Below are 12,586 nucleotides of genomic sequence, written 5' to 3' on the forward strand. Positions count from 1 at the left end.
GCGACCACCCCACCCGCTGCCCTCGTGCCCCTCCAGGCTCGGGTCCTCGCCCAGAGCAGCGATCCCGAAAGCAAGATCGAGACAACGTGTTAATGATCTGCAAGCCCTTAGGCCGTTTCCTTCGGATCACCTAGCTGACCAGATGAAGATGGCGGTGAGGTGGAGTCCGGCGAGGTAGATGGTGGCGGTCTTGCAGGTCGTCGCCGCTATACACGAGGGGAGGCGGCTCGTTGGCGCGAGCCGGGCACGCCGGTCCTGCCCTGCTGCGGTACCGATCCGGATCCCGGCCGCCCGGGCACCGGCCGCGAGGCGCCGGTTCGCCGTGTCGCGCGGCGGCACAGGTGAGCCAGGGAGGTGTAGAAGCGGTCAGGAAGAAACACGGCGTCCGCCACGATCATCGCGCCGGAGAAGAGAGGCAGCCCCATGACCACCGCGATGCCGACGTGCATCCCCAGCAACATGGTCAGAACCGGATACTTGAGCCTGCCGAAGAGCACGAACGGGAAGGCGACCTGCAAAAGCACCGTCGTGTAGCTGGCGATCGCGATCAGGACCGGATAGTTGTCCGCGAAGTGGGAGAGTGCGGGCCAGGGCTGGAAGAGTTCGAGGTTCAGGACGAAATGGAGGGCGGTGCCGCCGCTCCAGGAAGCTCCCTGGACCTTGTACAGGCCGGCGGAACCGTAGAGGAAACAGACCTCTGCCGCCATGACGAAGATGCCGCAGTTGTGCACGACCGTCGTCAAGGTGCGGCGCGCTTGACGGAGTCGGGGCGACGGGAATCGTCTCGCCGGTTCGGGACCGCTGCCCGCACGGGCTGTCTTGAGACGGATCCTGCGTGCGTCCAGGGACCAGCGGCGACCGCACCCGGTGAAGACGAGATAGACGGCCATCAGCAGGATCAGATTGTCGCCACCGTCCGTCATGAAGATCGCTCTTGCATGGAACGAGGCCACCACGACGGCGAACAGGACGGAGATGGCCCGGGTCCGCCACCCCAGCATGAACAGCGTGGACGTGAAGAGGGCCGTCACGTAGCAGAGTTCGAAGTAGGCCGGGCTGTCGGAGAGGGTCAGGATGCTGTTCCAACCCGTCTGCGCAAAGAGCTGCTCCGCAAGCGCGGGCGTCCACGGGGAGCCGGGACCCCAGATCTCGTGACGGTGCGGGAACTCGCGCAGAAGGAAGACCAGGTAGAGCATGCCGTAGGCGGCGCGCATAACCGACACGGCGTACAGGGACACCGGCCGTCCGGTCAGGAGCGCGACGAACCGCTGGGCTGCGCCTGCGGTTCTCCGCTGTGTGGTGCCCCCCGGCGCAGCTGCCGTGGACGGGGGCTGGGTGACGTGCTCAGTTCCCACGGGGGGTCACCTTCCACCAGGGCAGAAGCCGCTCTTCGACGGGCTTCGGCGGGCGTTTGTCGGCCGCTGCGCCCTGTGCGGCGACGGGCAACGTCAGGACGCGAAGCTGGATGAAGCCGAAGGTGTCGCTGTGGTCGTGGGCGGCGACCCGGTCCGCGGCGATGTTGCGCAGGTACTCCTGCATCATCACGGCCCGATCCGAGTTTGCCCTGTCGTCTGCGCCGTGCGTGTCGACGTAGGAGGTCCAGGCGCGGCGCAAGAGATTCTGTGTCGTGTGGCTCGGGAACACGTTGTGTTTGACTGCGGAATTGTCCGCGGCTGTCAGATCGACCCAGCCGCTCACCTGAGTCGAACCGTCCGGGGCAGTGCGTGCGGTTCTCGCGAGGATGCGCCGGTTGACGGAGTCGGGGTCTGGGGCGAATAGCCGCCAATTCTGTTCGAAGAGGGGGTACACCCATGCATTGACCTGTGGGCCGTACCGCTTCGAGACGGTATTGGGGGGAGCCACGTGGAGGAACACCAGAACCACATGGGTCAGCGTCGTCGCCAGGCACAGGGCCACCACGGTTCGCAGTGCCGCTGCCAGCAAGCGGGAGCGTCGGGGTTGCCGGCACGGTGTGCCCCCCTCATCGTGATGTTCCCGGGGGTCCGGATCGGAATCGGATACCCGGAGTTCCGTCACGGCCGCTGATTCAATTCTGCTCGGCACCGGCCCACCCTGCCTTTCTCATATCAACTGCTCGCGTCTGGATTTTCTGCCGGAACCGGCGGCGGCGCGCGACGGAGTCGAAAGGGCTCCGCCGCGCGCCGCTGTCCGATGAGCGGACCTCGTGCAGTCCGCTGCCTAGCCCTCGGTGCTCATGGGCTTGTCGCCGTATCCGTAGTCGTGGTCGTGGTCGTGGTCGTGGTCGTGGTCGTGGTCGTGGTGCTCGCCGTAGCCCGGCTTGCCGGGCTTCTCACCGTGCTCGTAGTCGGGCTTGCCTGGCTTGCCGCCCTGCTGGTGGCCCGGCTTGCCGCCGTGCTGGTGGTCGGGCTTGCCGCCGTTTCCGCCCGTGACGTTCCCGCCGGTGGTGATACCGCCCGTGGTGTTCCCGACGGTGCTCGCTCCCGTCGTGTTGCCCGCGACGTTCCCCGAGGTGTTGCCGGAGATGTTCCCCGAGGTGCCGCCCGTCACGACGCTGGCGATCGGGCCGCCCAGGAGGCCACCTCCCGTCGTCACGCCACCGAGCACGCCACCAAGGACACCCGAGGTCGCCCCCGAAGTCGTGGTGCCAGTGGTCGTACCGGTCGTGCTGCCGGTCGTCGTCCCAGTGGTCGTGCCATTGGTCGTGCCAGTGGTGGTGCCGGTCGTCGTCCCACCCGTGCCGCCGGTCGCGCATGTCCCGAGGAAGATCCGGTTGTTGTCGAGCGTCACCTCGCCGTTACGGGCCAGCGCCCGGCCCTCGATGTTCGCCCTCGTGGTCACGAAGATCGAGGTCAGAGCCATGATGGTGCCAACGAAGGTGGAGTCGGTGCCGAGGGTCGCCGAACTCCCGATCTGCCAGAACACGTTGCACGCCGAAGCGCCGTTTGTGAGCAGGATCCGGCTGGAGGATGCCGTCGTCAGGGCTTCCGGAATCTGGAACACCCACACCGCGTTGGGGTCTCCCCCGGCGTTCAGGATCAGGTCGCCGGTGAGTCCGACACCGGACGTAGCCTTGTAGACGCCCGGAAGCAGCGTTTGGCCCGCGCCGATCCCCGCCGCAAGCGCGAAGTCCTGGGCCTGGCCCGCCGCGTTGTTGTACGCCACGGTCAGATCGCTCTTGGCTTGGAGGGCCGCAGCGTCCGCAGCGTGCACGGCACCGAGAACCAGGCCGGGCGGGAACCCGGTGATGGCCGGGTTCGGGTGCGTCCCGAGGTCGTGGCTGATCACCGAGGGGCCGGTGTTGGTGACTCCCTGACCCGCCAGAACGGAGTAACTGGCGGTCGTGCCCAGAAGTACGGGTGTTGCGATGGCCGACGCCTGCGTCGACGTAGTGGCGACCATCGCAGCGGCAACTGTTGCGGCAAGGGCCGAGGCCAGCCAGCCGGACAGAGGACGGAGTCGAGGCGCTTGAGGCAATCTCAGCTTCATCGAGAGGCCATTTTCTGTGGGGGCCGTGGCTGCCGGGCCCTAACCGATTGCCCGGGAAGCCATACTAGTGAGATGGCATATTACGCAGGGAGTTGACCACGGCAATTGCAAGCAGCAGGGCGAGGCATGCGATTGAGGACGCGGCGACGTAATATGCTTCCTTAATATCTGAGTTCATATGGATGGCCATCCGATGTGACGCCCGGGCGCGAGGGCGTCCAGTACCCCGATGTGGGGCATCGACTTCAGGCCGGTCCGACAATCCCACTGTGGAAGTGCCGTCATTCCGGTGATTCGACGAAATCTGGAGCGCATGGGCGTGGCGGCAACGAGAAAATCCGCACCGCATCGTCATATGGGTGGAAGTATTCGCCCACGCGTACGACACTTCCTGCCTGGACGATGCTCGCGCACCAAAGTGACCCCTTCGACCTGCTGATGAGAAGGTTCTGCACCTCCTTCGACCGAAACCGCCGGACTGCACCGGCGACGCCCCGCCTCGTCCGTAAAGCCGGGCGTCCTCGCCGAACTTGCTGTCCGGAGCCGTCACTCCGAGGCCGCCGGTCAGAGGTCTCAGGCCCTGATAGCCGACATCGGCGAGGATCTCCACAGCGGGCCCCCACGCCAGGAGCTTGAAAGACCCCATGGTCATGCGGGGCTCAACGCCGCCTGCTAGCGGGGCGCGAACCCGCCAGGTCGGAGCAGGTGTCGGAGGCCGCAGGTCCGGTTCGTCTACACGGCCGCTCGCCGGTGACTTCACTCACCGCGCCTTGAGGGGTGAGCCGCAGTCGCTGCGACGACATCTCAGTGGTGGGCAGGGTCCTGGAATCGCACAGCCCGGATGCCCCGTTACAGAGAGGCGGCCACAATCCCCGTGTCGTCTTCAGACCTTGGAGGGTGCGCTGTCATGCACCATCACGCTCGGCAGATCGCAGATGCGCAGGCAGGGAGCAGGCCGCCGTGCCCCCCGGCAGGCGGTGCCGGTTCAGGGCTACCACCCGGTACACGAGCCGGGCGATCCCGCTGATCGGAGGCAGCGTCATGGCCTGCCCTGCGACCTGCCAGCGCTGGCACTGGCCCTGTTTGAGCAGCTGCGCCACCGCCTCCGCGCCGCCGTGCACCTCGGCCGAACCGGGCTCGATCCACAGGACCTCCCGGTCGGCCCGTTCGGCGGTGACGCCCAGTGCTTCCAAATCGGCGTACTGCCAGGGAGTGACGACGGCGTCGGGATCCAGCCGACGCACGGCGATGTTGACGGCTTGGGTGCAAAATCCGCAGTCGCCGTCGTACAGCAGGATCGGCCGTTCGGCCATGGTGCATTTCCTTGTCTTGCGGTACATCCCCGGAAGCAGCCGCCAGATCCGGATCTGCGGGCACTCCAGGGATCGTTTGACGAAGGGCGCAAGTGCCTCGGACGGCGGAAGTTCCCGCAGGCCGTCGCAGGCCACGACGAGGATGGCGGCAAGGCCCTGGGAGGATGTCTGCGCGCTCAGCTGGTGCCCCGGTTCTCGGATTGGTCGCCTGCTCGTGCTGGCTGGGGTGGGACGACGGTCCGCCGATTTTCACGACCCGTCCGACGTCGTGAACGACTGCCCGGGTGGTCACAGTCGTCGTCGCGAGCTTCTTGATCGAGGTGCGCTGAATCCATGTCGATCGACCGGCCTGTATCGGCGGGACAAAGTCCCTGCTGCTGGAACGTCGCAAGGGGCCTATCCTAGTAAATAGGTCGTCGCACTCTCACGTGTGGCGTCCGGAAGGGCGACCCCGGCGTGTGAATGTGCCGGGGTCGTTGTATCTCCGTCGTCGCGCCGCAGAGGCATGATCCATTCAGTCGATGTACGGGAGTGGCGCGACTGTGACGTCCTCGACGCGAATGGGCACCGGATCGGCGCTCTTGAAGCGGTCTATGTGGACACCGCCACTGACGAGCGGGCTATCGCCGCCGTCCGTGCAGGATTGCCCACCCGCTGCCGCCTGGTCTTCGTACCTCTCGACGAGGTGATCCTGGGGCCCAGCTAGTAGTGCTTTGTTAGCTGGTCTTGTCACGTCGGGTGTTCGGTAGTTCGCTGGCTGTATGAGGGCTGGGGAGCTTGTGGCTGTGCGGGGTCGGTTGGAGGAGTTTGCTTCCGAGGTGTTCGCGCCGATGGTGCGGCGGGATCAACGGGAGAAGGGTGCCCTGTATGTGCGGGGGCTGCTGTTGGACGGTCGGCGGAAGTCGATGCAGCCGATGGCCGAGCGCCTCGGGGTGGACCATCAGCAGCTTCAGCAGTTCATGACGTCCTCGACCTGGCAGGTCGAGGACGTGCGGGCCGGGTTGGCGTGGCGGGCCGTGAGAGCGGTCCGTCCGCAGGTGTGGGTGGTGGACGACACCGGTTTCCCCAAGGACGGTGTCTCGTCACCCGGGGTGGCACGGCAGTATTCCGGCACTTTGGGCAAGGTCGGCAACTGCCAGATCGGGGTCAGCGTCCAAGCCGCTTCCGATACCGCTTCGTGCCCGTTGTCCTGGCGGCTGTTTCTGCCTGCTTCCTGGGACGGGCCTGACGCGGCCGGGCGGCGCAAGGCCTGCCGGATCCCCGACAGCGAGCATCACCGGCCCAAGTGGCAGCTCGCTTTGGAGATGCTCGATGAACTCGCCGGCGGCGGGCTGCGGCCCGCTGTCCTGGTCGCGGACACCGGCTACGGCGCCAACGCCGACTTCCGGCGTGCTCTGGACGACCGCGGCCTTGCCTACGTGTTGCAGGTCAGGGGCGAGATGACCGCCCACGGCCAGGACGTGGTGCCGCACCAGCCCGACTACGGCGGGCTGGGTCCCCGGCCGCTGCCCCGTTACCGCACCCGGCCGGTCTCCTTGCGTGAGCATGTGCTGGCCGCGGGCCGGGGCAGGGGCCGTGCGGTGGCCTGGCGCAAAGGCTCGAAAGGGGCGATGAGCTCGCACTTTGTGTTCCTGCGGGTCCGGCTCGCCGGGCGCCGTCCGAAACCGGCTGCCGACGGCACGATCCCGCTGTCCTGGCTCATCGTCCAGTGGCCCGAGGGCGAGAGCGAACCGGCGAAGTACTGGATCTCGAACCTGCCGGGGGAGATCCCCGCCAAGGATCTGGTCCGGCTGGCGAAGTCACGCTGGCGGATCGAGCAGGACTACCGAGAGCTGAAAACCGCCCTGGGCCTGGACCACTTCGAGGGGCGTTCGTTCACCGACTGGCACCGCCACGTCACCCTCGTCACCGCCGCCCACCTGTTCCTGACCGAACAGCGGAGGAACCCAAAAGCCCCTGCCAGGGCCTGACCCTCTACCAGGCCCTGGACCTCCTCCAACACCTCATCGCCACCTGGACCGGCACCTGCCCCACCTGGAAGGGCGTCTGACCTGCAGGTTTGCTGGTACGCGTTAGGGGTGTTAAGGGTGATGCCTTGACGCTCATTTGACGCTTGGCGGGCCCATTTCCTGACAGTGTGTCAGCGGTGGGAGGTTGTCCTCGGACCAGGCCGCGCACCTGCCTGGGGAGGAGGCTTCGTGCTCGCGATGGAGGGCCGCAAGCCGACTTTGTCCGGGCGCTGGCCGACCACTTCCCGCGCATACGTTCTGTAGTGGAGCCGCCGCTGCCACACCTCCGGTACCGGTCCCATGGCCGACTTCCTGTCGCCGCATCGTGAAGCCTTCCCGGACATCGAGCATGGCCCCGTCGCCCTGCTCGTGCAGGGGCCGGTCGGGCGCCCTCAGGGGACTGGGGGACCCATGGCGGTCGGAGCGTCGGCGAACGATGATGGAGGCAGTCACACCCGTCCGGGAGGCCGGGCCATGCACACACCAGACTCCCAGGGAAACGGGCCCGGACCGGCGCGCCGACACCGGTTCCCCACAAGCCCGCCGGGCTGCGCCGCGAACCCGCTGGAAAGGCCGTCCGACCGCCTGGAGCGCCGGCTCAACCGGGTGCTGAAGGCCGTACTGGTCGCCGCGCTGCCGCTGGTGGCATGGGCAGGCGGCAGCGCGGCCCACACGCACTTCGAGCAGCTGCGCCAGACGCAGGTGGCCGAGCGTCATCTCGTCACGGCTGAGCTCCTGGCCGACGCCCGCAGCGACGGTGGCAGCTCCGGAACGAGTGCTGGGGCCCGCGCACTGGTCCGCTGGAGCGATCAGGCCGGGGTCCACACCGCCACGGTCCGGGTGGCCGCCGGGCAGCGGGAAGGAAACCGGGCACAGCTGTGGCTGGACGACAATGGCAACACCACCTCATCGCCCGCTCCCGCGGGGTCCGTGACGGTCGCGGGAATCGCGGCTGGCACGACCGCTGCGCTCGGCGCGAGCGCCTTCGTGGGCGGCACGCACAAAGGGATCCGCTGGGCGTTCGACCGACGCCGCTTCAAGCAGTGGGAACGGGAATGGCAGCTGGTCGAACCCCGATGGAACCTTCGCGAGCAGTGACGGCGATCGGGCCGGCCCATGCGCGGGCTCCAAGGACCGGATGCGGCCCCCTCACGCGGGTACGACCATGGAGTCAGAACCCCTGTGCCGCGCCGGCCGCACGACTCCTCGTTCCGGAAGCGGCTGGCTCCCGGGCGCCCGGTCCTCACCAATCCTGCCGATCGCCGCGGCTCGCGAGCCCTTCGCCGCAGCCGTCTTTAAGTCGGCCTTCATGGCGGGAACCAGCCGGCCGGTCGAGGCCGACGACGGGAGGCGCCACGTGTTCTTCGCTGATCGAACGGTCGCCGGAAGACAGCCGGCCGATGAGGTGTCCGGACTGGGCCTGCCAAGCCGGTGGTACTCGCTCACCCCCGCGGCGGGTACGTCCGAGGTGAAGCCGACCACGGTGCACGCGGATGCGCAGACCGGTCCTTACCTGGCTGTGTGCCGGTGCATCTGCCGGGCTTCGGCCGGATGCCCAGGACGACCAGGGGCGTGAGGCGGGCCGATGGCCGGGCCCGAGGCACGGCAAGACCGGCCGGAGCCGGATCCCACTGAGCGGGTGGACTGGCTGCTGCGGGACCTGCGCAGCTCCCGGCAGGGACTTTCGGCGCGGGAGGCGGCGCGGCGGCTGGTTCATTACGGTCCCAACGAGCTGCGCCGACGGGGCGGACGGCGGTGGCCGCGGGAGCTGGCGAAGCAGATCACGCATCCGCTGGCGCTACTGCTGTGGGCAGCGGCCGCTCTGGCGTGGGTGGCGGGGATCGCCGCGGTGGCGGTGGCGATCGTGGTGGTGATCATCGTCAACGCGGCGTTCGCGTTCGTGCAGGAAATGCAGGCCGAACGGGCGGTGGAGGCGCTGGCCGCGTATCTTCCGGTGCAGGCCAAGGCGGTGCGCGATGGCCAGGTGCAGGTGGTCGGGGCGGGCACGTTGGTGCCCGGCGACGTGCTGGTGATCGAGGAGGGGGACCGGATCTCCGCGGATGCCCGCCTGATGGACGGCGGCATCGAGGTCGACCTGTCCGCCCTCACCGGGGAGTCGATGCCGGCTTACCGGTCGGCGGACCTGCTGGATGTCCATGTCCCGCTGTTGCACGCCCGTGACCTGGTGTTCAGCGGGACGACCTGCAGCGAGGGCGAGGCGCGGGCAGTGGTGTTCGCCACCGGCATGCACACCGAGCTGGGCCGGATCGCCGCCCTGTCCGAGCGGGTCGAGCGTGAGGAGAGCCCGCTGGAGGCCCAGGTCCGCCGAGTGGCCTGGCTGATCGCCCTGATCGCGTTGCTCACCGGCCTGGCCTTCCTCCCGCTCGCGACGTTCGTGGCCGGCCTGTCGATCAAGAATTCCGTGGTGTTCGCGGTCGGCCTGTTGGTGGGCAACGTCCCCGAAGGACTGCTGCCGGTCATCACCCTGGCACTGGCACTGGGCGTACGCGGCCTGGTGCGGCGCGGTGCGGTGGTCAAGCGGTTGAGCGCGGTGGAGACCCTCGGCTCCACCGACGTGATCTGCACCGACAAGACCGGCACCCTCACCGAGAACCACATGCAGGTCAGCACCGTGTGGACCACTGCGGGGGAACGCACCTTGGAGGGCACGCCTCCGGACGTGCCGGGCGATGCCGTGCTGCGTGAACTCGCCGTGGCGGTGGCGGCCTGCACCAACGCCCAGCCCGACGCCGAGGGCGGTGCGATCGGCGACCCCACCGAGACCGCGCTGTTGGAAGGGGCAGCCCTGCTCGGCCACCGCCCCACCACGGCGGACCGCGACCGACACCGCCGTCGCCAATTCCACTTCGACCCGGTACTAAAGCTGATGTCCACCCTGGACGAACGCGACGGCAGCGTGTGGGTGGACACCAAGGGAGCCCCGGAGGACGTCATCCCGCGATGCACCACGATCGCGGACCCCCAGAGCCGCCCCTACCCACTGAGCGCCGAGGGTCGCCTCGGCGTCGAGCAGCGGGTGGACGCCTACGCACGACAGGGGCTGCGCGTGCTCGCCGTCGCCGAACGCCGCCTCCAGGCCGGGCAACCGCTGCCCGAACGCCGTGAGGAAGCCGAGAAGGAGCTGACCCTGCTGGGCCTGGCAGCGATGCTCGACCCACCACGCCCAGAGGTGTCCGCAGCCGTCGCCGACTGCCACACCGCCGGCATTCGCGTCATCATGGTCACCGGCGACCACGCGCTGACCGCTGCCGCCATCGCCCACCAGCTCGGCATCGCAGGCGAGCACCCGACGGTGATCACCGGCGAGGAAACCGACCGGATGACCGAGCACCAGCTCGACGAACTGCTGCGCGCGCACCGAGAGCTGATCTTCGCCCGCAGCTCACCCGAGACCAAACTGCGGATCACCGACGCCCTGCGCGCCGAAGGCCACGTGGTCGCCATGACCGGCGACGGCGTCAACGACGCCCCCGCACTGCGGCGCGCCGACATCGGCGTCGCCATGGGCCGCACCGGCACCGACGTAGCCCGCGAGGCCTCCACCATGGTGCTCACCGACGACAACTTCGCCACCATCACCGCCGCCGTCCAGGCCGGGCGCCGGGTCTACGACAACATCCGCAAGTTCATCTGCTACATCTTCGCCCACACCACCCCCGAGGTCACCCCGTTCCTGGTCTTCGCACTGGCGGGCGGTGCCGTCCCGCTCCCCCTGACCGTGCTGCAACTACTCGCCTTCGACATCGGCACCGAGACCCTGCCCGCCCTGGCACTGGGTCGCGAGCCTGCCGAACCCGGACTGATGCAAAAGCCCCCACGACCCCGCTCCGAAGGCGTCATCCGCGCCCCGATGCTGCTGCGCGCCTGGCTGTTCCTCGGCGTGATCTGCGCAGCTCTCGCCATGGCCGGCTTCTTCGCCGTCCTGCTCCACGCAGGCTGGCACCCCGGCGACCCCACCGGCCCCGGACAGCCCCTGCACCATGCCTACCAACAGGCCACCACCATGACCTTCCTCGGCATGGTCACCGGGCAGATCGGCACAGCCTTCGCCGCCCGCACCGAACGCGTCTCACTGCGCTCGGTCGGCGTGTGGACCAACCCCCTACTGCTGTGGGGCATCGCCTTCGAACTGTTCCTGGCCGCCGTCTTCATCTACACCCCCGTCTTCCAGGACCTGCTGAGCACCGCCGCCCTCACCCCCGGCATGCTCGCCCTCACTCTCCCCTTCCCCTTCATCGTGTGGGGAGCCGACGAACTCCGCCGCTGGCTCATGCGCCACCACACCGCGAGCCGCCCATAGCGGACTCGGCGACGCTGTGGTGCCGCATGGCAGGTCACTTTCGATCGAGGCGGTGATGCGCCGCCTCACCTCGTCTGTCAGGGCGGCCAGGCGGGGCGATACGGCGGCCGCCGGCGCTCGGGGGCTGACGATCCGGCGTGCCGCCTCCGGGGCCTGTGCGAGATCCGTCTCGAACCGGGCGCGCGCCGATGCCAGGGAGGAGTGCGGACCGACCCGGCGCCCGCCCCGCATCACGGTCCGCAGCAGCGGCTCCGCCCCCTCTGGGAGGTCCTCGTCGCGCAGGCCGATGACGTCCTGGAGGCCCGGTCGGCGGAAGACCTGCTTGGGGGCGGGTGCGGTCGCCTTGGCGGAGGAGAGCTTCATTACTGGGCGGCCGTCGTATGCGACGAGCTTGTACGCCGCGTCGAGGTACGGGGCGTCGGCGGACACGCCCATCTTCGTACCGACCGCGTACACGTCGATCGGCGCCCCGGCCCGCACGAGAACGTTGACCTCGTATTCGTCCAGGCCGCCGCTCGCGATGATCCGCACGCCCTGCAGCCCCTCGGCGTCGAGCAGGGCGCGGGCGCGCCGGGCGAGGGCGTCGAGATCCCCGCTGTCGAGCCTGACCGCGCAGCCGGCCGGGTCGCCCAGTTCGTGGAAGACCTGCGCGGCGGCCTCGACGCCGTGCTCGGTGTCGTAGGTGTCGACGAGCAGGGTGACAGGGCCGGGGTGGGCCCGGACGAAGGCCCTGAACGCCTCGTGCTCGGTGGGGAAGGATTCGACGTACGAGTGCGCCATCGTGCCGGAGGCAGGAAGGCCGTACTGCACGGCGGCGGCCACGTTGCTCGTTCCGGCGAACCCCACCATCGCGCTGAGCCGGGCCGACGCCCTGCCTGCCTCGGGGCCGTGGCTGCGGCGCAGCGAGAAGTCGATCACGGGGTGTTCGGCGGCGGCCAGGACGCACCGCAGGCGCAGTTGGTGGAGACGTACCTGCTCACCTTGGTCTGCCACCCCCGTCGAACCGCAGTCCGAGGAGCGGCCGGAGCTCATCCGTGTCGTAACGCCGGTAGCCGGACCCGTCGCGGTCGGGCTCGGGGAGCAGTCCCTAGCCGTGGTAGACGCGGACGGTCTTGATCGACACTCCGATGTAGCCGGCCAGCTGCCCGATGGTGATCACCCGGCCATCGTCCCACTTGACCTTGCCCCTGGGGCAGGGTTGCAGCATGGAGTCATGGACAACACGAATGTTGATCGGGAGACCCTCCGCGAGCTAGCCGACGCGGGCAACGAGACCGCACTGGACCAGCTGTTGGACGAGGGTTCCCGACACGCCGGACTGCTGCTTACGCGACGCGCGGCCGCGGCCGGTGACCTGTGCGAGCTGCAGCGGATCTCCGATGCCGGATACGAAGAGGCCGGAACGGAGCTGGACCAACTGCTGCAGGCACCGGGCGGCCGTCGAAGCTGACGGCCCGCCCCGCGTCGCACCCGCC

The 12,586-nt window shown here is 68.7% G+C and carries 8 protein-coding genes and 2 pseudogenes; 5 read left to right on the forward strand and 5 right to left on the reverse strand.

Annotated features, from left to right (window positions below):
• Nucleotides 1-206: 206 nt before the first annotated feature.
• The 4 genes from ACEPPI_RS27735 to ACEPPI_RS27750 all read right to left on the reverse strand — a co-directional run bounded on the left by ACEPPI_RS27735 (nucleotide 207) and on the right by ACEPPI_RS27750 (nucleotide 4,916).
• Nucleotides 207-1,214 carry an HTTM domain-containing protein gene (locus ACEPPI_RS27735; RefSeq protein ID WP_373918020.1) on the reverse strand — a complete coding sequence of 336 codons (1,008 nt, stop codon included), beginning with the start codon at nucleotides 1,212-1,214 and terminating at the stop codon, nucleotides 207-209.
• A 130-nt stretch (nucleotides 1,215-1,344) separates the two neighbouring features.
• Nucleotides 1,345-1,920, reverse strand: coding sequence for a DUF5819 family protein (locus ACEPPI_RS27740; RefSeq protein WP_373917998.1), 576 nt, complete (start codon nucleotides 1,918-1,920; stop codon nucleotides 1,345-1,347).
• A 279-nt stretch (nucleotides 1,921-2,199) separates the two neighbouring features.
• Entirely contained in the window at nucleotides 2,200-3,468 is a 1,269-nt protein-coding gene (locus ACEPPI_RS27745) for an ice-binding family protein (protein ID WP_373917999.1), read from the reverse strand.
• A gap of 905 nt (nucleotides 3,469-4,373) precedes the next feature.
• A complete protein-coding gene (locus tag ACEPPI_RS27750) occupies nucleotides 4,374-4,916 on the reverse strand; it encodes a thiol-disulfide oxidoreductase DCC family protein (RefSeq protein WP_373918000.1) in 543 nt (180 codons plus the stop codon).
• Between the two features lie 370 nt (nucleotides 4,917-5,286).
• Between ACEPPI_RS27750 and ACEPPI_RS27755 the strand changes: the two are divergent.
• The 4 genes and pseudogenes from ACEPPI_RS27755 to ACEPPI_RS27770 form a co-directional block, all read left to right on the forward strand.
• Nucleotides 5,287-5,481: pseudogene (locus tag ACEPPI_RS27755) on the forward strand (PRC-barrel domain-containing protein); the annotation flags it as partial.
• 61 nt (nucleotides 5,482-5,542) lie between these two features.
• The gene (locus tag ACEPPI_RS27760; protein WP_373918001.1) at nucleotides 5,543-6,751 is read left to right on the forward strand and encodes an IS701 family transposase; all 1,209 of its coding nucleotides are present in this window, start codon (nucleotides 5,543-5,545) and stop codon (nucleotides 6,749-6,751) included.
• 513 nt (nucleotides 6,752-7,264) lie between these two features.
• On the forward strand, nucleotides 7,265-7,888 hold the full coding sequence (locus ACEPPI_RS27765) for a hypothetical protein (protein WP_373918002.1): 624 nt from the start codon (nucleotides 7,265-7,267) through the stop codon (nucleotides 7,886-7,888).
• Nucleotides 7,889-8,375: 487 nt separating this feature from the next.
• Nucleotides 8,376-11,111: a cation-translocating P-type ATPase gene (locus ACEPPI_RS27770; protein WP_373918003.1), complete on the forward strand. Its 2,736-nt coding sequence runs from the start codon at nucleotides 8,376-8,378 to the stop codon at nucleotides 11,109-11,111.
• A 48-nt stretch (nucleotides 11,112-11,159) separates the two neighbouring features.
• On the opposite strand, the pseudogene ACEPPI_RS27775 reads toward ACEPPI_RS27770, so the two are convergent.
• Nucleotides 11,160-12,059: pseudogene (locus ACEPPI_RS27775) on the reverse strand (nicotinate phosphoribosyltransferase); the annotation flags it as partial.
• Nucleotides 12,060-12,324: 265 nt separating this feature from the next.
• Here ACEPPI_RS27775 and ACEPPI_RS27780 point away from each other — a divergent pair.
• On the forward strand, nucleotides 12,325-12,561 hold the full coding sequence (locus ACEPPI_RS27780) for a hypothetical protein (RefSeq protein ID WP_373918004.1): 237 nt from the start codon (nucleotides 12,325-12,327) through the stop codon (nucleotides 12,559-12,561).
• The last annotated feature ends 25 nt before the right edge of the window (nucleotides 12,562-12,586 follow it).

It is taken from the genome of Streptomyces sp. AB3(2024) (assembly GCF_041862025.1).
Classification (GTDB): domain Bacteria; phylum Actinomycetota; class Actinomycetes; order Streptomycetales; family Streptomycetaceae; genus Streptomyces.

Excerpts from the sequence above, each read along its gene's own strand:
- ACEPPI_RS27735 (WP_373918020.1), bottom strand. The coding sequence starts at position 1,214 with ATGCGCGCCGCCTACGGCATGCTCTACCTGGTCTTCCTTCTGCGCGAG.
- ACEPPI_RS27745 (WP_373917999.1), bottom strand. The coding sequence starts at position 3,468 with ATGAAGCTGAGATTGCCTCAAGCGCCTCGACTCCGTCCTCTGTCCGGC.
- ACEPPI_RS27760 (WP_373918001.1), top strand. The coding sequence starts at position 5,543 with ATGAGGGCTGGGGAGCTTGTGGCTGTGCGGGGTCGGTTGGAGGAGTTT.
- ACEPPI_RS27765 (WP_373918002.1), top strand. The coding sequence starts at position 7,265 with ATGCACACACCAGACTCCCAGGGAAACGGGCCCGGACCGGCGCGCCGA.
- ACEPPI_RS27770 (WP_373918003.1), top strand. The coding sequence starts at position 8,376 with ATGGCCGGGCCCGAGGCACGGCAAGACCGGCCGGAGCCGGATCCCACT.
- ACEPPI_RS27780 (WP_373918004.1), top strand. The coding sequence starts at position 12,325 with ATGGACAACACGAATGTTGATCGGGAGACCCTCCGCGAGCTAGCCGAC.